This window comes from Verrucosispora sp. CNZ293 (assembly GCF_002754655.1).
On sequence record NZ_PEFR01000001.1, the window covers coordinates 5,541,423 to 5,562,712 of the forward strand.

17 protein-coding genes and 3 tRNA genes are annotated in these 21,290 nt (G+C 69.1%); 19 read left to right on the forward strand and 1 reads right to left on the reverse strand.

Annotation, left to right across the window (positions count from 1 at the left end; translation table 11 throughout):
* The first annotated feature begins 6 nt into the window (after positions 1-6).
* The 18 genes from CLT74_RS25285 to CLT74_RS25370 all read left to right on the forward strand — a co-directional run bounded on the left by CLT74_RS25285 (position 7) and on the right by CLT74_RS25370 (position 18,524).
* Positions 7-2,535: a bifunctional diguanylate cyclase/phosphodiesterase gene (locus CLT74_RS25285; RefSeq protein WP_099849562.1), complete on the forward strand. Its 2,529-nt coding sequence runs from the start codon at positions 7-9 to the stop codon at positions 2,533-2,535.
* 92 nt (positions 2,536-2,627) lie between these two features.
* Positions 2,628-2,700, forward strand: a tRNA-Thr gene (locus CLT74_RS25290).
* Positions 2,701-2,725: 25 nt separating this feature from the next.
* Positions 2,726-2,798 (forward strand) — tRNA-Met (locus CLT74_RS25295).
* Between the two features lie 133 nt (positions 2,799-2,931).
* Positions 2,932-3,099: a 50S ribosomal protein L33 gene (rpmG, locus tag CLT74_RS25300; RefSeq protein ID WP_093403583.1), complete on the forward strand. Its 168-nt coding sequence runs from the start codon at positions 2,932-2,934 to the stop codon at positions 3,097-3,099.
* 124 nt (positions 3,100-3,223) lie between these two features.
* Positions 3,224-3,670, forward strand: coding sequence for a MaoC family dehydratase N-terminal domain-containing protein (locus CLT74_RS25305; protein ID WP_099849564.1), 447 nt, complete (start codon positions 3,224-3,226; stop codon positions 3,668-3,670).
* Between the two features lies 1 nt (position 3,671).
* The gene (locus CLT74_RS25310; protein ID WP_099849566.1) at positions 3,672-4,064 is read left to right on the forward strand and encodes a MaoC family dehydratase; all 393 of its coding nucleotides are present in this window, start codon (positions 3,672-3,674) and stop codon (positions 4,062-4,064) included.
* A 126-nt stretch (positions 4,065-4,190) separates the two neighbouring features.
* Positions 4,191-4,263, forward strand: a tRNA-Trp gene (locus CLT74_RS25315).
* 211 nt (positions 4,264-4,474) lie between these two features.
* Complete coding sequence (gene secE / locus CLT74_RS25320) at positions 4,475-4,864, forward strand: preprotein translocase subunit SecE (RefSeq protein WP_099849568.1); 390 nt, start codon at positions 4,475-4,477, stop codon at positions 4,862-4,864.
* A 37-nt stretch (positions 4,865-4,901) separates the two neighbouring features.
* The gene (gene nusG, locus CLT74_RS25325) at positions 4,902-5,624 is read left to right on the forward strand and encodes a transcription termination/antitermination protein NusG (RefSeq protein ID WP_099849570.1); all 723 of its coding nucleotides are present in this window, start codon (positions 4,902-4,904) and stop codon (positions 5,622-5,624) included.
* Positions 5,625-5,821: 197 nt separating this feature from the next.
* On the forward strand, positions 5,822-6,253 hold the full coding sequence (rplK, locus tag CLT74_RS25330) for a 50S ribosomal protein L11 (RefSeq protein ID WP_093403591.1): 432 nt from the start codon (positions 5,822-5,824) through the stop codon (positions 6,251-6,253).
* Positions 6,254-6,336: 83 nt separating this feature from the next.
* Positions 6,337-7,053 carry a 50S ribosomal protein L1 gene (gene rplA, locus CLT74_RS25335; protein ID WP_099849572.1) on the forward strand — a complete coding sequence of 239 codons (717 nt, stop codon included), beginning with the start codon at positions 6,337-6,339 and terminating at the stop codon, positions 7,051-7,053.
* A gap of 74 nt (positions 7,054-7,127) precedes the next feature.
* Complete coding sequence (locus CLT74_RS25340; RefSeq protein WP_099849575.1) at positions 7,128-7,916, forward strand: ATP-binding cassette domain-containing protein; 789 nt, start codon at positions 7,128-7,130, stop codon at positions 7,914-7,916.
* A complete protein-coding gene (locus CLT74_RS25345) occupies positions 7,913-8,602 on the forward strand; it encodes a hypothetical protein (protein WP_099849576.1) in 690 nt (229 codons plus the stop codon). The genes CLT74_RS25340 and CLT74_RS25345 overlap by 4 nt, the downstream gene beginning before the upstream one ends.
* Positions 8,603-8,962: 360 nt before the next feature.
* Positions 8,963-9,508, forward strand: coding sequence for a 50S ribosomal protein L10 (gene rplJ, locus CLT74_RS25350; RefSeq protein ID WP_013735964.1), 546 nt, complete (start codon positions 8,963-8,965; stop codon positions 9,506-9,508).
* Positions 9,509-9,563: 55 nt separating this feature from the next.
* Entirely contained in the window at positions 9,564-9,953 is a 390-nt protein-coding gene (gene rplL, locus CLT74_RS25355) for a 50S ribosomal protein L7/L12 (RefSeq protein WP_099849579.1), read from the forward strand.
* 574 nt (positions 9,954-10,527) lie between these two features.
* Complete coding sequence (gene rpoB / locus CLT74_RS25360; RefSeq protein ID WP_099849581.1) at positions 10,528-13,959, forward strand: DNA-directed RNA polymerase subunit beta; 3,432 nt, start codon at positions 10,528-10,530, stop codon at positions 13,957-13,959.
* A gap of 128 nt (positions 13,960-14,087) precedes the next feature.
* A complete protein-coding gene (locus CLT74_RS25365) occupies positions 14,088-18,002 on the forward strand; it encodes a DNA-directed RNA polymerase subunit beta' (RefSeq protein WP_099852889.1) in 3,915 nt (1,304 codons plus the stop codon).
* A gap of 156 nt (positions 18,003-18,158) precedes the next feature.
* Entirely contained in the window at positions 18,159-18,524 is a 366-nt protein-coding gene (locus CLT74_RS25370; RefSeq protein WP_099852893.1) for a hypothetical protein, read from the forward strand.
* A 27-nt stretch (positions 18,525-18,551) separates the two neighbouring features.
* Here the strand turns inward: CLT74_RS25370 and CLT74_RS25375 are convergent, their stop codons facing one another.
* Complete coding sequence (locus CLT74_RS25375) at positions 18,552-19,757, reverse strand: IS110 family RNA-guided transposase (protein ID WP_143697104.1); 1,206 nt, start codon at positions 19,755-19,757, stop codon at positions 18,552-18,554.
* Positions 19,758-20,646: 889 nt separating this feature from the next.
* Here CLT74_RS25375 and CLT74_RS25380 point away from each other — a divergent pair.
* On the forward strand, positions 20,647-21,018 hold the full coding sequence (locus CLT74_RS25380; RefSeq protein ID WP_099849583.1) for a hypothetical protein: 372 nt from the start codon (positions 20,647-20,649) through the stop codon (positions 21,016-21,018).
* Positions 21,019-21,290: the final 272 nt, after the last annotated feature.

A 21,290-nucleotide genomic window follows, 5' to 3' on the forward strand; every position in this document is an offset into this window, starting at 1 on the left:
GGGCCCATGACGTCTCGTCTGCGCCCTCCGCGTCGGCAGACGGAACACGCCTGGTTCATCACCGGGCCGTTGGCGCTCTGTGCGATCGTCGTCGCCCTGCTGCTGGGAGTGACTGTCGATCCGGCAGTTGGTGAGCTGCCGCTGACCCTGCTGCTCATGGTGGCGATGGTCGTCGCCACCATGCCCACCATCAACATCGTGGTGCGCCGTCAGGCACTCGGCATTCTGTTCACCGAGATTCCCCTGGTCGTCGCGCTGTATCTGCTGCCGCCGCTGTCGGTGGTGGTGGCGTTCACGGTGGCCACACTCGTGGTGCAGGTGCGGCGGCGGCTGCTGCCCGCCAAGTTCTGGTTCAATGTCGCCCTCGCGGCGGCCGCGACATCTCTGGCCACCGCCGTCTATCACCTTCTGCCGCAGCCGGAGGGTGTCGGTCCGGCCACCTGGGCTGTTCTGATGGCCGCGATCGCCACTCACATGGTGGTCGGTCTCGCGGCGATGGCGGCCGTGTTCACTGTCGTGCAGGGCTGGCCGGCCGGGCAGGAGGTGATCCGAGCAGCACCGTCGATGCTGCTCGCCGGCGCGGTCAACCTCTGCATCGGCCTGCTGGTCATCATCGCGCTGGAGATCACTGCCTGGGCGGTTCTCCTCTTCGCCGGGCTGGCCGTGGCGTTTGCCTTGATCTACGGCTCGTACGCGCAGTTCCTGCGACAGCACCGCACGCTGTCGGAGATGTACGAGCTGACCAAGGCGATAAGTGAGAGCGGGCCGGAGGGAAACCTCATCGACGTGCTGCTGGTCCGGATCCGGAGCCTGATGCAGGCGGAGTACGCCACCCTGTGGTTGCCGAGACAGGGGCGGCACCCGGAGGTCCTGTTGACCGCCCAGGAGGGCAAGCCGGGGCTGCTCGACTCCACACCCAGTCCAACGGCGCTGCGGGATGCCGCGATGGGTCGCCAGGAGACAGTGGCGGTGAGCCAGCGGCTCGGGGGTGATCCTGAGCTGCGCGGGGCGCTGGGGTCGACAGCGATCAAGGATGTGATCGTGGTGCCGCTGCGATCCGGCAAGGCGGTCATCGGCACCGTGGAAGTGGCGAACCGGCTCGGCGACACCAACTTCTTCCGTAGCCCGGACGTGCCCGTCTTCGAGACGGTCGCCGCGCACGCCGCGGTCGCGCTGGAGAATTCCCGCCTGGTCGACCGGCTGCGGCACGACGCGTACCACGACGCGCTCACGAAGCTGCCCAACCGTCGTCGCATCCTCGGTGCGCTGGCCGAGGCGGTCCGGATCCGGGCTCCCGGCGAGGTGGTCGCCTTGCTGCTCTTCGACGTCGACCGGCTGCGTCAGGTCAACGAGGCGCTCGGCCATGCCGCGGGGGACAAGGTCCTGGTCGAGGTGGCCGACCGGCTGCGTGGCTGTGTGCCGTCGGCCGCGCTCGTCGGGCGGGCCGGTGGCGACGAGTTCCTGGTGACCATGCGGCTGGAGAGCGCCGAGGCGGCGGTCGAGCTGGCCGGCCAGTTGCGGGAACAGATCCGCGACGAGATGGTCTTCGACTCGCTCACGCTGGACGTGGACACCGCGGTCGGGGTGGTCGTACACCCGGATCACGGTGACGCGCCGGCGACCCTGCTGCAGCGGGTGGACGTGGCCGCGACGGCGGCCAAGGCGGTGCCGGGCAGCGTGCAGCTTTACACGCCGGCGTTGGAGTCGCGGTCGCTGCACCGGCTCGGCCTCGCGGGGGACCTGCGCAGCGCTCTCGACAACGGCGAGCTGGAGGTCTACTACCAGCCCAAGGTGACGCTGCGGGATCGCCGGCTCATCGGGGTGGAGTGCCTGGCCCGTTGGGAGCACCCGACGCACGGTTCGGTCACCCCGGCGGACTTCGTCGCGGTGGCCGAGCACACCGGCCAGCTCGGCCGGCTCACCGAGTTCGTGCTCCGGGAAGGGTTGCGGCACAGCCGGGACTGGGCGCACGGCGGCCAGTCTCTCGCCGTCGCGGTCAACCTCTCCGCGCGTACCCTCACCGACCAGCATTTCCCGGAGCGGGTGCGGGAGTTGCTGGAGGAGTACGGCGTTCCGGCGCAGTTGCTGACCCTGGAGATCCCGGAAGCCGGCGTGCTGGACGGCACCGAGCGTCCGATCCCGACCCTGCGCCGCCTGCGGGATTTGGGCGTACGGCTCTCGGTGGACGACTTCGGCACCGGCAGTTCCTCGCTGGCCCACCTGCGCCGCCTGCCCGTGCACGAGGTGAAGGTCGACCATTCCTTCGTGCAGGGCATGGCCACGGATCCCGGGGACCTGGCGATCGTCAACGCCGTGGTCAATCTCTCCCAGCAGTTCGGCCTCACCGTGGTGGCCGAGGGGGTGGAGAGTGAGCTGACCCTGGAGTTGCTCCAGGACATCGGGTGCGAGGTCGGGCAGGGTTTCCTGTTCAGCCGACCGCTGCCGTTCGAGCGTCTGGAGGCGTGGTTCGGCGCCCAGATCGACCCGGAGTCGATCTCCAGCAGTGAGCTTCCGAGACTGCGTGTGGTGCCCTGAGCTGGCCGTACGGCGTACCGGGGGATCCGATTTCACCAGCCGGTTGGGGCCGTGTACTCTTACCTCTGCGCGGGCACCGAGTGATCGCGCAGGCCCCCTTAGCTCAGTCGGCAGAGCGTCTCCATGGTAAGGAGAAGGTCTACGGTTCGATTCCGTAAGGGGGCTCAGAGGGTCCGGCTGGGCCCACCGCGGCGGTGTAGCTCAGATGGCAGAGCAAGCGGCTCATAATCGCTGTGTCGCCGGTTCAAGTCCGGCCACCGCTACTCTCGTCCGCCCCGGAGTGTCTCCGGCGGTCGGTGGGACGGGCGCCACAGGCGCCCGCTTTGCATGTCCGACCAGGTGGCGCGTAGGCTTCAGCGCCGTAGTTGTATCCGTTAGCGAGGAAGGCACTCCGCCGTGGCGAAGGCGACCGATGTCCGGCCGAAGATCACTTTGGCGTGTGTGGAGTGCAAGGAGCGCAACTACATCACGCGCAAGAACCGTCGTAACGACCCGGACCGCATCGAGCTGAAGAAGTTCTGCCCCCGGGACGGGCGGCACACCCTGCACCGCGAGACGCGCTGAACCCGTCCGGGCCGACTGGCCCGGCTCCGCACGTGTCATGATCGCCGGTCCGTACGGACGGCGCGGCCTGAGCCGCCGCCGACCGCTCGGATCGGCGATCGTGCTCTGCGTGTAGGTTCGCGGCATGCCCCTGGACCAGTCCTTCGTCGGCCGGACCTATCCGCCGACCGCCCCCTATCAGGTGGGCCGAGAGAAGATCCGCGAGTTCGCGACGGCGATCGGTGCCACCGATCCCGCCCACCACGACCCGGAGGCGGCCCGCGCGATGGGCCACCCGGACGTGGTCGCGCCGCCGACCTTTCCGGTGGTGATCACCATGGCCGCCAGCCGTCAGCTCATCGAGGACCCGGCGCTCGGCATCGACTACAGCCGGGTGGTCCACGGCGACCAGCGGTTCGCGTACAGCCGGCCGGTGGTGGCCGGCGACGAGTTGGTCTGCGTCAACACCGTCGAGGACATCACCAGCCGTGGTGGCCACGAGTTCCTGACCACCCGGACCGACGTGAGCACGACCGCCGGCGAGTCGGTGGTCGCGGTCTGGTCCAAGCTCGTGGTACGCGGGGAGGCCTGAGATGGAACTGCCCACCCAGACGTTCCGGGTGACCCGGGCGGACCTGGTCCGTTACGCCGGCGCCTCGGGCGACTTCAACCCGATCCACTGGAGCGACAGGTTCGCCACGACTGTGGGTCTGCCCGGGGTGATCGCCCACGGCATGTTCACCATGGCTCTCGTCGGTCGGGCGGTCACCACCTGGGCCGGCTCGCCCGACGCGGTTGTCGACTTCGGTGTGCGGTTCACCCGCCCGGTGGTGGTCCCCGACGACGACTCCGGCACCGAGATCGTAGTGACGGCAGTGGTCCGGGAGGTGACCGATGCGGGTCTGACCAGGCTGGACGTGACCGCCACCTGTCTCGGTGAAAAGGTGCTGTCGCAGGCGCGGGCCACCGTGCGTACGACCGGCTGACCAGCACCGGGCGGCGCGTCGGGTAGACCGGTTGGGAAAGTCGGGTCGGTACCCGTACACTGGTCCGCCGTGGGGCAAGTGACCCCTGCCTGGTCGTGTGACCGGGTGGGGCGAGCGTTGCCGCACAGGGGTGTAGCTCAATTGGCAGAGCAGCGGTCTCCAAAACCGCAGGCTGCAGGTTCAAGTCCTGTCACCCCTGCGCCTCAGGCCTGACCGTTCCGTGGGTCCCCGCCACCTTCTGGTGGCGTCCGGCCCGTGGTGGTGGCATCGGCGGGGAGGTTCCGAGGCATCGGGCCTTCCGGTTGATCCGCCGGCCGCGGCCCGTCCCGGGACGGTTGGTCCGGCCGGCGTGACCAAGCGCCGCGCACGCCCACCGCGTGCGACACCGACATCCCGCGACGGAGGGCGAAGTGGCCGACAACAAGCGGCGCGGCGAGGACGCCGACGACGAGCGCCTGAACGACGAGGTCGTCAACGACAACGCCGAGGACGACGCCACCGACGCGGACGAGCCGGTTTCGCGGGGTGGTACCGCCACCCGTTCGCGGGCCGTGGCGGATTCCGCCGACGGTCGCAAGACGCGTACCGACGGCGACCGGGTGGGCCTCTTCGGCCGCATCGCGCGTTTCATCCGCGAGGTCGTGGCCGAACTGCGTAAGGTCATCTGGCCGACCCGCAAGGAACTGCTGACCTACACGGCGGTGGTGATCGCGTTCGTCACGGTGATGCTGACGATCGTGGCTGTCCTGGACTACGGCTTCGCCAAGGGCGTGTTGTGGGTCTTCGGCAACCCCAGCTGACCGGCTGAACGTGCGATAGTGACGGAAGTGAGCAAGCGTGCCTGAGTACGACGAGACCGCCGAGACCCCGGACGAGCAGTCCACGGTGGCGACGGCGGCTGGTGACGAGTCGGTCGAGGCCGCCAACGAGCCGGAGTTCGCCATGACCGAGCCCGCTCCCGAGGAGGACTTCGACCCGGTCGCGGAGCTGCGGCAGAAGCTGCGCTACGCACCGGGCGACTGGTACGTGGTGCACTCGTACGCCGGTTACGAGAACAAGGTCAAGACCAACCTCGAGACCCGGATCACCTCCCTCGACATGGAGGAGTACATCTACCAGGTCGAGGTACCGACCCGGGAAGAGGTCGAGGTCAAGAACGGCAAGCGTTCCCAGGTGCAGGCCAAGGTCTTCCCCGGCTACATCCTCGTTCGGATGGAGTTGACCGCGGAGTCCTACTCCTGCGTGCGGAACACTCCCGGGGTCACCGGCTTCGTCGGCGCCACGGACCGGGCCGACCGCCCCGCGCCACTGAGCCTCGACGAGGTGCTCAAGTGGCTGGCGCCGGCCGTCGAGACCGAGCAGAAGAAGGCCAAGCCGGAGGTCAAGGTCCTCGACTTCGAGGTCGGCGACTCGGTCACGGTCACCGACGGCGCATTCGCCTCGCTGCCGGCCACGATCAGCGAGATCAACGCCGACCAGCAGAAGCTCAAGGTGCTGGTGTCGATCTTCGGCCGGGAGACGCCGGTGGAGCTGAACTTCAACCAGGTCGCCAAGATCTGATTCGTCGACTGCCGGCGGCGGGCAACCGCCGCCGGTCGTCGTTCGTCCGGTTCACCCGGCCGGCCCACCTCCGTGGCTGCCGGGATCCAGGTCTGCGCTACCCTAGAACGTCGCCGCCGTCGCATGCGCGCTGACCGTGCGCGCCCCGACGGCGGTGTCGTGTGAACCTTTCCCAGTTCCAAGCCCCAGGAAGAGACATGCCTCCGAAGAAGAAGCTAGTCAAGACGTTCACGCTTCAGCTGCCGGCGGGCCAGGCCACTCCGGCGCCGCCGGTCGGTCCCGCACTCGGTCAGCACGGCGTGAACATCATGGAGTTCTGCAAGTCGTACAACGCGCAGACCGAGTCGCAGCGGGGCGACATCGTCCCCGCCGAGATCAGCGTGTACGAGGACCGCTCCTTCACCTTCGTGCTGAAGACCCCGCCCGCCGCCCGGCTGCTGATCAAGGCCGCCGGTGTGCAGAAGGGCTCGGGCGTCCCGCACACGCAGAAGGTCGGTTCGGTGACCCGGGCCCAGCTGCGGGAGATCGCCGAGAAGAAGATGGCCGACCTCAACGCCAACGACCTCGACCAGGCTGAGAAGATCATCGCCGGCACCGCCCGGTCGATGGGCCTGAACGTCACCGACTGACGTCGGCCACCACCGACCCGTACGGATCGTGGGAGGGCGCGCGAGCACCGCGGCCCGCCAGAGACCACAGGAGTAGACAGAACATGCAGCGCAGCAAGAGCTACCGCAAGGCCGCCGAGGCCATCGACCGGTCGAAGCTCTACACCCCCGTCGAGGCCGTCAAGCTGGCCAAGGAGAGCACCGCCACCAAGTTCGACGCCACGGTCGAGGTCGCGATGCGCCTCGGCGTCGACCCCCGTAAGGCGGACCAGATGGTCCGCGGCACGGTCAACCTGCCGCACGGCACCGGTAAGACCGCCCGCGTGATCGTCTTCGCGGCCGGCGCGAAGGCCGAGGAGGCCGTCGCCGCCGGTGCCGACGAGGTGGGCACCGACGAGCTGGTCGCCCGGATCCAGGGTGGTTGGCTGGACTTCGACGCGGCGATCGCCACGCCCGACCAGATGGCCAAGATCGGCCGGATTGCGCGGATCCTGGGCCCGCGCGGTCTGATGCCGAACCCGAAGACCGGCACGGTGACCATGGACGTCACCAAGGCCGTCTCGGACATCAAGGGCGGTAAGATCACCTTCCGGGTGGACAAGCACTCGAACCTGCACCTGATCATCGGTAAGGCCTCGTTCTCCGAGGCCCAGTTGGTCGACAACTACGCGGCCGTCCTCGACGAGGTGCTGCGCGCCAAGCCGTCGGCCGCGAAGGGCAAGTACCTCAAGAAGGTCACCCTCACCACCACGATGGGGCCGGGCGTGCCGGTCGACCCGAACGTGGTGAAGAACCTGCAGGAGGGCTCGGCCGACAGCTGAGCACGACGCACCGACGCGGCCCCGCCACTCGTGGCGGGGCCGCGTTCGTCTGTCCGCTGTGGCAGGCTCGCGGCATGTGGCTGGAGGACGTCGGGCTGCGGTACCACAGGCGCGGTCCGTGGGTGCTGCGCCAGGTGACGGTAGGCGTCGCGCCGGGCGAGGCGGTGGTGGTGCTCGGCCGCAACGGTGCCGGCAAGTCGACACTGCTCCAGCTCGCCGCCGGAGTCCTGCGGCCGTCCCGGGGCCGGGTGCTCGACCGGCCGTCGGTGGTGGGTTGGGTGCCGGAGCGTTTCCCGACCGACCAGCCGTTCACCGTCGACGGCTACCTCGTCTCGATGGCCCGGGTCGCCGGGCTGTCCCCGGGCGAGGCGGACCGGACGGTTCGGCACTGGGTCGACCGGCTGGGTCTCGGTCCGTTCCGCACGGTCCGGCTCGCCCAGCTGTCGAAGGGCACCGCGCAGAAGGTCGGCCTGGCCCAGGCCCTGCTGCGTCCACCCGGCCTGCTCGTCCTCGACGAGCCGTGGGAGGGACTGGACGCGGTGGCCCGCGAACTGGTCCCGCAGGTGGTCGACGAGGTGCTCGCCGACGGAGGATCGGTGCTGGTCAGCGACCACCGAGGGGAAACGGTCCGGTTGCCCGGCGCGCGGGAGTGGCGGGTGGCCGACGGGGCCGTGGTCGAACGCGCCCCGTCGGACGCGACGGCGGTCGCGGTGGTCGAGCTGGAGGTCCCGGTCGGGCAGTTGCCGGCCACCGTCGTCCGCCTGCGCGCCGAGGGCCACCACGTCCTGCGGGTACGCGGCCAGAGCGCACCACCCGAGGCCACGCGCCCGGCGGCGGAACCGCCGTCCGAGGTGGCCCGGTGACCGCCCTGGTCCGGTTCCGGCTGGCCGGCTTCCTGCGTACCGGACGGGCGCTGGCACCGATCCTGGCCGGCCTGCTCACCCTCGGCATCCTCTACGGCGGGGGTCGGGCCCAGCCGGCGGAGGCCTACGGCGTGTCGGCAGTGGTGCTCTTCCCCGTGCTGGCCTGGCAGACCAAGATCCTGCTGGACGTGGAGCCGGACGTGCAGCGCCGGTTGGCCCTGGTCGCGGTCGGCCCGGCGCGAGAGCAGGCGGCCGGCCTGGTCGCCGCGGCGGTGGCTGGTCTCGGTCTGGTGCTGATCGCCCTGGTCTTCCCCTGGTTGGTCGGTGGGGTCACCGGTCCGAGCCTGCCCGGGCAACTGTCGGTTCCCGCAGGGGTGGCCCTCGGCCTCTGGGCGCATCTGCTCGCCCTGCCGGCGGCCGTGGCGTTGGGTGCGCTGGCCAGCCGGGTGATCACCCGCAGCGCGGCGTACGGTGTGGCGGTGCTCACCCTCGGCTCGGTCTGCGCCCTGGTGCTCGGGCTCTCGAAGTCGATCGCGCCGTGGCTGGCGCCGCCGCTGCTCCCCACCGCCAAGGCGCTTGTCGGACCGCTACCCGGGTCGACCGCCCTGCTGCTCACGGCGTGGGCGCTGGCCTGGGCGGCGGTGGCGCTCACCGGCTACGCCCGCGCCCGCACCCGGCGTGCCTAGCCGCGACGTTCCTGGTCGCCGCAGCGGCGACCGGCCGGTCCGGTGACGGACGTCGCGGCCGGCCGGACGGGGGGCGATTTGGCGGTCACCGCAGGTGTCGCGTAGCCTGATGCGCGAAGTTCCACCCAGAGACCGCTGGTCACCGTGCCTCGGCACGGTCGAAGGTCCCGCGAAGACGGGCGACCCGCGTAGGGCGGCAAGCGACATCGGCAGCATCTGTGGTCCGCCGACCACGAGATTTCCGCCGTCCTCGCCCCGTGCGCCCTGCGCCGGGGCTTTTCTGTTGCCGCGACACCTCCGCCCCGTCACAGGCGCTCGCCTGCGACGGTGACCAGCCTCGAGCAACGAGAGAGGAGGGACATGGCGGACAAGCCGATCCGGGCCGACAAGGCCACGGCCGTCGCAGAGCTGACCGAAAGCTTCCGGAGCGCGGGTGCCACCGTGCTGACCGAGTACCGCGGTCTGACGGTCTCCCAGCTCACCCAGCTGCGGCGCTCGCTCGGCAAGGAGACCAGCTACACGGTTGCCAAGAACACGCTGGCCAAGCGTGCCGCGGCAGACGCGGGCATCTCCGGCCTCGACGAGCTGTTCACCGGTCCTACCGCGCTGACTTTCGTTTCGGGCGACGTCGTCGAGGCGGCGAAGGGCCTTCGCGACTTCGCGAAGGCCAACCCGAAGCTCGTCATCAAGGGCGGCGTCTTCGAGGGCAAGGCCATTTCCGCGGCCGAGGTCACGAAGCTCGCCGACCTGGAGTCCCGCGAGGTGCTGCTGGCCAAGCTGGCCGGCGCGATGAAGGGCAACCTGAGCAAGGCCGCGGCCCTGTTCCAGGCCCCGCTGTCGAAGACCGCCCGCCTGGCGGCCGCCCTGCAGGACAAGCGCGAGAAGGAAGGCGCCGAGGCGGCCTGAGGCCGCGCCGGCGCACCACGTTCTTAGTTTGAACCATTAGGAAAGGACGCCAGACATGGCGAAGCTCAGCACCGACGAGCTGCTCGACGCGTTCAAGGAGATGACGCTGATCGAGCTCTCCGAGTTCGTGAAGCAGTTCGAGGAGACCTTCGAGGTCACCGCCGCCGCCCCGGCCGCGATGATGATGGCCGGTCCGGCCGCTGGTGGCGCTGCCGCCGAGGCCGAGCCGGAGAAGGACGAGTTCGACGTCATCCTCGACGCGGACGGTGGCAAGAAGATCCAGGTCATCAAGGTCGTGCGTGAGCTGACCGGCCTGGGCCTCAAGGAGGCCAAGGACCTGGTCGAGGCCGCCCCGAAGGCGGTTCTGGAGAAGGTCAACAAGGAGGCCGCGGACAAGGCCAAGGCCAAGCTCGAGGGCGAGGGCGCCAAGGTCACCCTCAAGTGACCTGAGTCCCACCTGGGCCGTCCCGGCTCACCTGATCTGGGGCACACCACGTCGCGGCGGGCGGCGATCCGACAGCGGATCGCCGTCCGCCGTGTTCGTGGACCTGCCCACAAGCGGTCTGACCAGGGCGTCCAACCAGGTCCGTGGCGGGTCGGCCGGGTTTGCGGGCTCGCCCGTCGGTGGGAAAGAGCGTCCGATGCCGACCATGGCCCTTGACGCGGCCCTGGGCTGCCAGGCACGCTGGCATCAGCAAGACCTTCCGCGCTTGCGACGGCCACCGCGCGGGTAATGCAGCGGCAGCACCACTCGCCACTGCGGACCCCGGGCGACCGGCAGGGACGTTGCGTTCCGAGCGGCCCGGTGCGACCCCGTTCGAGGGGTCCCGAGGCACGTTCCGCAACAACCTGCGGGGTGGGCTGGACAGCGGTTAGCCTCTCGGCTACACTGCTAGTTTGCGCTGCCTTCCGACTTGACCCCTGCTCGGAAATGTCCGTTTATGGATATTTTCTGGTGGGGTCATTGGAGTGCACGCGTACCAGCCGTTCTGCAGCACCGGTCCTCGGAAGGACGCATCTTGGCAGCTTCCCGCCCTGCGAAGACCAGTCGTACGTCGAGCGCATTCGCTCCCCGCCGAGTTTCCTTCGGTCGGATCACCGAACACCTCGAGGTCCCCAACCTCCTCGCCATTCAGAACGAGTCCTTCGACTGGCTCGTCGGCAACGAGGCTTGGCAGGGCCGGTCGGCGGACGACCCGCACGCACGCTCGGGTCTCGCGGAAATCCTCGACGAGATCAGTCCCATTGAGGACTTTTCCGGCACTATGTCGCTGTCCTTCTCCGCGCCGCGCTTCGACGAGGTCAAGGCCTCGATCGAGGAGTGCAAGGAGAAGGACCTCACCTACTGCGCGCCACTGTTCGTGACCGCGGAGTTCACCAACAACACCACCGGCGAGATCAAGAGCCAGACGGTGTTCATGGGTGACTTCCCGATGATGACGCCGAAGGGCACCTTCATCATCAACGGCACCGAGCGTGTGGTGGTCAGCCAACTCGTCCGCTCGCCGGGCGTGTACTTCGACAAGCAGCCGGACAAGACCTCCGACCGCGACCTCTCCAGCGTCAAGGTCATCCCGAGCCGGGGTGCCTGGCTGGAGTTTGACATCGACAAGCGTGACACGGTCGGCGTCCGCATCGACCGCAAGCGCCGGCAGGCCGTCACGGTCCTGCTCAAGGCCATCGGATGGTCGGCCGAGCAGATCCGTGAGAAGTTCGGCTGGTCCGAGCTGATGATGACCACGCTCGAGAAGGACCACATCGCCGGCCAGGACGAGGCGCTACTCGACATCTACCGGAAGCTGCGCCCTGGCGAGCCGCCGACCCGCGAGAACGCCCAGACCCTGCTCGACAACCTCTTCTTCAACCCGAAGCGGTACGACGTAGCCAAGGTCGGTCGGTACAAGTTCAACAAGAAGCTCGAGCTGGGCGTGCCGATCACCACCGGCACACTGACCGAGGACGACATCGTCGCCACCGTGGAGTACCTCTGCCGGCTGCACGCCGGTGAGGAGGGCTACGAGGCCGACGACATCGACCACTTCGGCAACCGGCGGCTGCGTACCGTGGGCGAGCTGATCCAGAACCAGGTTCGGGTCGGCCTGTCCCGGATGGAGCGGGTCGTTCGCGAGCGGATGACCACCCAGGACGTCGAGGCGATCACGCCGCAGACCCTGATCAACATCCGGCCGGTCGTCGCCGCGATCCGGGAGTTCTTCGGCACCTCGCAGCTGTCCCAGTTCATGGACCAGACCAACCCGCTGGCGGGCCTGACCCACCGGCGGCGGCTGAGCGCGCTCGGCCCCGGTGGTCTGTCCCGGGAGCGGGCCGGCTTCGAGGTCCGCGACGTGCACCCGTCCCACTACGGCCGGATGTGCCCGATCGAGACGCCGGAAGGCCCGAACATCGGTCTGATCGGCGCGCTGTCCACCTTCGCCCGGGTCAACCCGTTCGGCTTCATCGAGACGCCGTACCGGAAGGTCATTGACGGTCGGGTCACCGACCAGATCGACTACCTGACCGCAGACGAGGAGGACCGGTTCGTCAAGGCGCAGGCCAACGCCCCGCTGCGGGCCGACGGCACGTTCGCCGAGGACCGCGTCCTGGTCCGGCGTAAGGGCGGCGAGACCGAGGACGTCACGCCGGCCGCCGTGGACTACATGGACGTGTCGCCGCGGCAGATGACCTCGGTCGCCACCGCGATGATCCCGTTCCTGGAGCACGACGACGCGAACCGGGCCCTGATGGGCGCGAACATGCAGCGTCAGGCGGTGCCGCTGGTCAAGGCCGAGTCTCCGCTGGTCGGTACCGGCATGGAGTACCGGGCCGCCGTCGACGCCGGTGACGTGGTCGTGGCCGAGGTCGGTGGCGTGGTCGAGGACCTCTGCGCCGACTACATCACGGTCCACCAGGACGACGGCCACCGCCGGACGTACCTGCTGCACAAGTTCCGCCGCTCCAACGCCGGCTCCTGCGTCAACCAGAAGCCTGTGGTCTTCGAGGGTGACCGGGTCGAGGCCGGCCAGGTCATCGCCGACGGTCCGTGCACCGACGAGGGCGAGATGGCGCTCGGGCGCAACCTGCTCGTGGCGTTCATGTGTTGGGAGGGGCACAACTACGAGGACGCGATCATCCTGTCGCAGCGTCTCGTGCAGCAGGACGTGCTCACCTCGATCCACATCGAGGAGCACGAGGTCGACGCGCGGGACACCAAGCTCGGCCCGGAGGAGATCACCCGCGACATCCCGAACGTCAGCGAGGAGATGCTCGCTGACCTCGACGAGCGCGGAATCATCCGGATCGGTGCCGAGGTCGTCCCCGGCGACATCCTGGTCGGCAAGGTCACCCCGAAGGGCGAGACCGAGCTGACTCCGGAGGAGCGGCTGCTCCGCGCGATCTTCGGTGAGAAGGCGCGTGAGGTCCGGGACACCTCGCTGAAGGTGCCGCACGGCGAGACCGGCACGGTCATCGGCGTGCGTACCTTCTCCCGCGAGGACGGCGACGAGCTGCCGCCGGGCGTCAACGAGCTGGTCCGGGTCTACGTCGCCCAGAAGCGGAAGATCCAGGACGGCGACAAGCTCGCCGGCCGGCACGGCAACAAGGGCGTCATCTCGAAGATCCTGCCGGTCGAGGACATGCCGTTCCTGGAGGACGGCACCCCTGTCGACATCGTGCTCAACCCACTGGGTGTGCCGAGCCGGATGAACATCGGCCAGGTGCTGGAGACTCACCTGGGCTGGGTGGCAAAGACCGGTTGGCAGGTCGACGGCGACGACGCCGAGTGGAAGCGCCAGCTTCAGGGCATCGGCGCCGACTCCTCCGAGCCGGACACCAACGTGGCCACCCCGGTCTTCGACGGTGCCCGCGAGGAGGAGATCTCCGGTCTGCTCGCGTCGACCCTGCCCAACCGGGACGGTCGGCAGCTGATCGGTTCCTCCGGTAAGGCGCAGCTGTTCGACGGTCGCTCCGGCGAGCCGCTGCCCGATCCGATCGCCGTCGGCTACATCTACATCCTGAAGCTCAACCACCTGGTCGACGACAAGATCCACGCTCGGTCGACCGGCCCGTACTCGATGATCACGCAGCAGCCGCTGGGTGGTAAGGCGCAGTTCGGTGGCCAGCGCTTCGGTGAGATGGAGTGCTGGGCGATGCAGGCATACGGTGCCGCGTACGCCCTGCAGGAGCTGCTGACGATCAAGTCCGACGATGTTCTCGGTCGGGTGAAGGTCTACGAGGCCATCGTCAAGGGCGAGAACATCCCCGAGCCGGGCATCCCGGAGTCGTTCAAGGTGCTGCTCAAGGAGCTGCAGTCGCTGTGCCTCAATGTTGAGGTGCTCTCCAGCGACGGCGTGGCCCTGGAGATGCGCGAGACCGACGACGAGGTGTTCCGGGCCGCGGAAGAACTGGGTATCGACCTGTCCCGGCGGGAGCCGAGCTCGGTCGAGGAAGTGTGACGTTGGGGTTTCGGGGCGGGGCGACCCACTCCGGGCGGTCAGGTTTGATCCCTTCATGGGTCGTTCCGCCCCGAAACCAAAACCCGGTGAGCTGCTGACGCACCAAGCGACGTGTGAGGGATTTGAACGTGCTCGACGTCAACTTTTTCGACGAGTTGCGAATTGGGCTGGCGACCGCGGACGACATTCGTCAGTGGTCGCACGGCGAAGTCAAGAAGCCCGAGACGATCAACTACCGCACCCTCAAGCCGGAGAAGGACGGGCTCTTCTGCGAGAAGATCTTCGGTCCGCAGCGGGACTGGGAGTGCTACTGCGGTAAGTACAAGCGGGTCCGGTTCAAGGGCATCATCTGTGAGCGCTGCGGCGTCGAGGTGACCCGCTCGAAGGTCCGCCGTGAGCGGATGGGCCACATCGAGCTGGCTGCTCCGGTGACCCACATCTGGTACTTCAAGGGCGTGCCGAGCCGGCTGGGTTACCTGCTGGACCTCGCTCCGAAGGACCTCGAAAAGATCATCTACTTCGCCTCGTACGTCGTGACGAGCGTTGACGCCGAAGCGCGTCACCGTGACCTCTCGACCATCGAGAACGAAATCCTGGCCGAGAAGCGGCAGTCCGAGAACAGCCGCGACTCGGAGATCGAGAAGCGGGCCGCGAAGCTTGAGGCCGACCTGGCCGAGCTGGAGGCCGAGGGCGCGAAGGCGGACGTTCGGCGCAAGGTCAAGGAGGGCGGAGAGCGCGAGATGCGCCAGATCCGCGACCGGGCCCAGCGCGAGATCGACCGCCTGGACGAGGTGCTTGACACCTTCCGCAAGCTCGACTCGAAGCAGCTGGTCACCGACGAGCTGCTCTACCGTGAGCTGCGCGACAGGTTCGGCGAGTACTTCACCGGTGGCATGGGCGCCGAGGCGATCAAGGCCCTGGTCCAGAACATGGACCTTGAGGCCGAGGCGGAGAGCCTGCGGGAGACGATCCGTACCGGTAAGGGTCAGCGGAAGATCCGGGCGCTCAAGCGACTCAAGGTCGTCGCCGCGTTCCAGAACACCCGCAACTCGCCGCTCGGCATGGTGCTGGACTGCGTGCCGGTCATCCCGCCGGACCTGCGCCCGATGGTGCAGCTCGACGGTGGCCGCTTCGCCACCAGCGACCTGAACGACCTCTACCGCCGCGTGATCAACCGGAACAACCGGCTCAAGCGGCTGATCGACCTCGGCGCGCCCGAGATCATCGTCAACAACGAGAAGCGGATGCTGCAGGAGGCCGTCGACGCGCTGTTCGACAACGGTCGCCGCGGCCGGCCGGTCACCGGCCCGGGTAACCGTCCGCTCAAGTCGTTGTCCGACATGCTCAAGGGCAAGCAGGGCCGGTTCCGGCAGAACCTGCTGGGCAAGCGCGTCGACTACTCCGGCCGTTCGGTCATCGTGGTCGGCCCGAAGCTCAAGCTGCACCAGTGCGGCCTGCCCAAGCAGATGGCGCTGGAGCTGTTCAAGCCGTTCGTGATGAAGCGGCTTGTCGACCTCAACCACGCACAGAACATCAAGTCCGCCAAGCGGATGGTCGAGCGGCAGCGGCCGGTCGTGTGGGACGTGCTGGAAGAGGTCATCGGCGAGCACCCGGTGCTGCTCAACCGGGCTCCCACCCTGCACCGACTGGGCATCCAGGCCTTCGAGCCGCAGCTGGTCGAGGGCAAGGCCATCCAGATCCACCCGCTGGTCTGCACCGCGTTCAACGCCGACTTCGACGGTGACCAGATGGCGGTGCACGTGCCGCTGTCCGCCGAGGCCCAGGCCGAGGCGCGGATCCTGATGCTGTCGTCGAACAACATCCTCAAGCCGGCCGACGGCAAGCCGGTCACCATGCCCACCCAGGACATGGTCATCGGGCTCTACCACCTGACCCACCTCACCACCGGTGAGCGCGGGGAGGGCCGGGCGTTCAGCTCGGACGCCGAGGCGCGGATGGCGTACGACAACGGCGAGCTGCACCTGCAGGCGCCGGTGAAGATTCGCCTGCGGGACGTGGTCGAGGTCGACAACGGCGCTGGCGGGCAGCCCTGGACGGCCCCCGAGGGCTGGGTTCCGGGCGAGCCGCTGACGGTGGAGACCACCCTCGGTCGGGTGCTGTTCAACGAGACCCTGCCGCAGGGCTACCGGTTCGTGAACTACGAGATCCGCAAGGGTCAGCTCTCCGCGATCGTCAACGACCTCGCCGAGCGGTTCCCGAAGGTGGCCCTGGCGGCCACCCTCGACGGGCTCAAGGAGGCCGGTTTCCACTGGGCCACCTGGTCCGGCGTGACCATCGGCATGGAGGACGTCATCGCTCCGCCGCGCAAGCGGGAGATCCTGGAGCGGTACGAGAAGGAAGCCGACCGGATCGACAAGCAGTACCAGCGTGGTCTGATGACCGCCGAGGAGCGTCGCGGCGAACTCATCGAGATCTGGACCAAGGCGACGAACGAGGTCGCCAAGGAGATGGACACCGCGCTGCCGCAGGAGAACCCGCTGTGGAAGATGATCAACTCGGGTGCTCGCGGTAACCTTCTCCAGCTCCGGCAGATCGCGGCGATCCGTGGTCTGGTGGCCAACCCGAAGGGCGAGATCATCCCGCGGCCGATCAAGGCCAGCTACCGGGAGGGTCTGTCCGTGCTGGAGTACTTCATCTCCACGCACGGTGCCCGCAAGGGCCTCGCGGACACCGCCCTGCGTACCGCCGACTCGGGTTACCTGACCCGGCGTCTGGTGGACGTCTCGCAGGACGTCATCATCCGCGAGGAGGACTGCGGCACCGACCGGGCCATCCCGATGCAAGTGGGTCAGAGGATCGACGTCAGCAGTCCGGCGGCCGCCGAAGGCGGCACTCTCGTGGTGCACGAGCACGCTGAGACAAGCGTGCACGCCCGTACCCTGGCCGACGACATCAAGGGGCCGGACGGCACCGTGGTCGCCGAGCGGGGCGCGGACATCAACTCGATCCTGGTGGACAAGATCGTTGCCGCTGGCGTCGAGAACGTCCGGGTGCGCAGCGTGCTCACCTGCGAGTCGAAGCTGGGCGTCTGCGGTGCGTGCTACGGCCGCTCGCTGCCGACCGGCAAGATCGTCGACGTCGGCGAGGCGGTCGGCATCATCGCCGCCCAGTCCATCGGTGAGCCGGGTACGCAGCTGACGATGCGTACCTTCCACACCGGTGGTGTCGCGGGTGAGGACATCACCCAGGGTCTGCCGCGTGTCCAGGAGATCTTCGAAGCCCGGATCCCGAAGGGCAAGGCGCCCATCGCCGACACCCCCGGCCGGATCCGGATCGAGGACGGCGAGCGGTCGCGCAAGATCGTGGTCATCCCGGACGACGGCAGCGACGAGATCGTCTACGACAAGATCTCGAAGCGGGTCCGGCTGCGGGCCCACGACGGCGATCACGTCGAGGTCGGCGAGAAGCTCACCGAGGGCACCATCGACCCGCACGAGCTGCTGCGCATCCTCGGCCCGCGGGCGGTCCAGGTCCACCTGACCCAGGAGGTCCAGGAGGTCTACCGCTCGCAGGGTGTGCTCATCCACGACAAGCACATCGAGATCATCATCCGCCAGATGCTCAAGCGGGTGACGGTCATCGACTCCGGCTCGACCGAGTTCCTGCCGGGCGTGCTTGTCGACCGGGCGCTGTTCGAGTCGGAGAACCGCCGACTCGTCGGCGAGGGCGGCGAGCCCGCCGCCGGTCGTCCGGTGCTGATGGGTATCACCAAGGCCTCGCTGGCCACCGACTCCTGGCTCTCGGCGGCCTCCTTCCAGGAGACCACCCGGGTGCTGACCGACGCGGCGATCCACGCCCGCAGCGACTCGCTCATCGGTCTCAAGGAGAACGTGATCATCGGTAAGCTCATCCCGGCCGGTACCGGCATCAGCAAGTACCGCAACGTTCGGGTCGAGCCGACCGAGGAGGCGAAGGCCAAGGTCTACTCGATGACCGGCTACCCGGAGACCGACTACGGCTTCGGGCCGGCCAGTGGCCAGGCGGTCCCGCTCGACGACTTCGACTTCGGGTCGTACCGCTAGACCGCGCGTTGACGTAGGAGGCCCCGGCGTACCCACGCCGGGGCCTCCTCGTGTTCCGGACCATCTCCGCGCGGGGAGGGGACGTTTCAGCGCTGCCTGCCGACGCCGTGCCGTGGGTACGGCGCGGACACCCGTCGACGGGGGCATCATGTGGTCATGACGATCGCACCCGGATCGGCGCCCACCGCGTCGGCACCGCGTCACCCACTCGACCCGGATCCGGTCCGGGCGACAAAGGCCCGGGCCGTCTTCGCCCTCGGCCTGATGGCGGCACTGACCGGGCTGCTGATCGGTGGCGTGGTACCGGCCACGGTGGCCCTGCACCTGGCCCGGCAGGCGCGCCGGGAGGCGTACGCCTCGGCGGGTTTCCTGACCGGCGCGGCCTGGTTGCGTCGCGGCGAGCGGCTGGCCTGGACGGGCCTGGTGCTGGTCGCGGTAAGCGTGGTGGTGGCGTTGGTGATCGGGGTGATCCGGCTCGCCGAGGCGCCGTACGGGCAGGACTTCGCGCCCGACGTCGACTGAGCCGGGGGGGTGTCCCTATGGGTTTTGTCAAGCCGCGAGGCGGGGTTCGTTCGCCGGTTTCGGCTGGTAGGGGGTCTTGGTGCGCAGCATGGCGTGGAGGACGTCAACACGGCGTCGTGCCAGACAGATGAGGGCGGCGTTGTGCTTCTTGCCTTCTGTTCGTTTGCGGTCGTAGTAGGTGCGGCTGGCCGGGTCGGCCAGAGCGGCGAACGCGGACAGGAAGAACGCGCGTTTGAGTTGCTTGTTGCCGCTCTTCGGTGGGTGCTCGCCGCGGATGCTGGTGCCGGATCGTCGGGTGACCGGGGCCAGGCCGGCGTATGCGGCGAGGTGGCCGGAGGTGGGGAAGGCGGTGCCGTCGCCGACTTCGAGCAGGATGCGGGCTGCGGTCCTGACGCCGATGCCGGGCATCGAGGTCAGGACCCCGGCAAGAGGGTGTGCATCAAGCATCTCCTCGACTTGGCCGGCGAGTTGGTCACGCTGGCGCAGCAGGTCACGCAGGCTGTCGGCCAGGCGGGGCAGGACGGTCTCGGCAGCTGTGGTGCCAGGCACGATCACGGTCTGCGCGGCGAGCGCGGCGAGGATCTGCTCGACCAGGCGAGCACCCATCCGTGGTGCGCGGGCCTTGACGATGTCGAGGAGTTTCGCTCGGCCGGCCTTGCGCAGCCCGGCCGGTCCGCCGCACCTCGACAGCAACTCCAGGACTGCCTTGTGCTGCACGTTCGGGCCGAGGACCCGCTCCAGCGGCGGGTGGATCTGGGTGAGCAGCCCACGAATCCGGTTGGTCACGCGGGTGACCTCACCGGCGAGGTCGTCGTCGAAGCCGACCAGGACTTCCAGCTCGGCCAGGGCCTCGTCGCCGGTGTCGACCCGGCGCAGCGTGTGCGGCAGGGTCCGGGCGGCATCCGCGATCACATAGGCGTCTCGGGCATCGGTCTTGGCCGTGCCGGGATGCAGGTCGGCCAGCCGACGCATGACCAGACCCGGCAGGTAGGCCACCTGATGCCCACACGCGCGGGCGACGGCCACGGGCAGCGCGCCGATCGAGGCGGGCTGGTCGACCACCACCAGGATCAGGCCGTGCCGGGCGAGTTTGTCGAACAGCTTGCGCAGTCCCGCCTCGGTGTTAGGCAACGTGGCGTCATGCAGCCGCTTACCCTCGCAGCTCAGCGCGACCGCGTGGTGTCCCTCTTTGCCGACGTCGAGTCCCACGAAGACGCCGAACCCGTCGCGCACCCCTCGTCTCCTCCCCTGCGGTGGCCTCGGCCGCCGCGTCTAGGCGTCGGACTGCCGGCATCCACGTTACGAAGAGACCAACCCCAGGCGGGGCGGCCGGGTCCCTATCAGCGGTCCGCCGACGCCACCCGACCGGCGACAACACCCCCCGGATCATCCGTACGACAGGGGCAGTAAGTCATACCGGGCCGGGCGACCGAGGAGTCCCCGGCTGGGGACGATCAAAAAGGTAACGGGGGCGATCCGCACGTCCTCGCGCCCGGCACCGAGGGGCTGACTGGCGACGGTAGCCTGACCGGTGTCCGTCGCGCGGTGCGTGGACGCTGCCCGACAAGGAGGATCCCGTGACGGAACCGGCGCGCCCCGAGGGCGGCGAAGCCGCTCAGCCCACCGCCGGGCGCCCCGATGCCGACCTGACGGGATGGGCCCGGCCCGGGCCCGAACAGCCCGAACCGGAGCAGGCCGTCCCGCCGGCAACCGGTGCGACGCCCGTCCCCCCGCCGTCCGGACCGCCAGCCCTCGGATCGCCAGCCCTCGGGCCGTCGCCCGCCGGTTCGCCCTTCGGCCCGCCCCCGGCTCGCCGGCTTACGGTCCGCCCGGCTCGCCCCCCGGCTCGCCGGCTTACGGTCCGCCTGGCTCGCCCGCTTACGGTCCGCCGGCCGCCGCTTCGCCCTTCGGTCCGCCGCCTGGGTCGCCGGCTTACGGTCCGCCGCCTGGTTCGGCACCGCCCGTTCCTGCGGCCTTCGGGGCATCGGCCGCGGGTCCACCAGCCGTCGGGCCGATGTCGGGGGCGCCGTCGCCGCCGGGTCGGCCAGCCGGCGGTTCGGGCTGGGGGCAGCAGCCACCACCACCGCAGGACCGTCCCCGACCGCCGAAGCGGGTCGAGCCGGTGCCCGGTACGCCGTTCGCGGTGGTGCACCTCGACGTGCCCCCGGTCGCCTCCGGCCTGGCGGTCGGCTCGCTGGTGGCCGGTATCACCTCGATCCTGGTCTCGATCCTGGTCATCTGCTTCGGGGCCATCGGGGGAGGGGCGAACGGGGCCTGGGCCGCGGGCGCCTTCGCCGCGCTCGGTGGCCTCATCGGCGCCGGTGCCGTGGTGGCCGGCCTGCTCGGCCTGCGGCAGATCCGGCGCCCGGCGCCTCCGCCGGCGGTCCGGTTCACCGGCCGTGGCCTGGCCATCGCGGGAATCAGTTGTGGCGGGGCCGGGCTGCTGCTCTGCCTGGTGGGCGTGGGGCTGGCGTTGTTGCTGGTGCTCGCCTAGGCCGGCCTGGGCCGGGACGGCGACCCAGGCTGGGGGCTCACGGGCCGGTTTCCGGTGGAGCCGGTACACTTGTATCCGTAGGTGCCCATCACGGGCGGGCAGTGCGACAGAGGCCAGCCGGCAAGCGGTGCGACGTTCGGTAGGCCTTCCGTTTTGACCTGCACGGCTGTGGTAGGTACTCTTTCCCCTTGTGCCCGGGCCAGCCCGGGCAACTCGTGCGTGCGCTGGAGCCGGTGATCCCTTATCCGGGCGGCGCCACGACTGAGCCAGAA

Excerpts from the sequence above, each read along its gene's own strand:
- CLT74_RS25340 (WP_099849575.1), top strand. The coding sequence starts at position 7,128 with ATGTGGCTGGAGGACGTCGGGCTGCGGTACCACAGGCGCGGTCCGTGG.
- rplL (WP_099849579.1), top strand. The coding sequence starts at position 9,564 with ATGGCGAAGCTCAGCACCGACGAGCTGCTCGACGCGTTCAAGGAGATG.
- rplJ (WP_013735964.1), top strand. The coding sequence starts at position 8,963 with ATGGCGGACAAGCCGATCCGGGCCGACAAGGCCACGGCCGTCGCAGAG.
- rplA (WP_099849572.1), top strand. The coding sequence starts at position 6,337 with ATGCAGCGCAGCAAGAGCTACCGCAAGGCCGCCGAGGCCATCGACCGG.
- CLT74_RS25370 (WP_099852893.1), top strand. The coding sequence starts at position 18,159 with ATGACGATCGCACCCGGATCGGCGCCCACCGCGTCGGCACCGCGTCAC.
- CLT74_RS25310 (WP_099849566.1), top strand. The coding sequence starts at position 3,672 with ATGGAACTGCCCACCCAGACGTTCCGGGTGACCCGGGCGGACCTGGTC.
- CLT74_RS25305 (WP_099849564.1), top strand. The coding sequence starts at position 3,224 with ATGCCCCTGGACCAGTCCTTCGTCGGCCGGACCTATCCGCCGACCGCC.
- rplK (WP_093403591.1), top strand. The coding sequence starts at position 5,822 with ATGCCTCCGAAGAAGAAGCTAGTCAAGACGTTCACGCTTCAGCTGCCG.
- CLT74_RS25285 (WP_099849562.1), top strand. The coding sequence starts at position 7 with ATGACGTCTCGTCTGCGCCCTCCGCGTCGGCAGACGGAACACGCCTGG.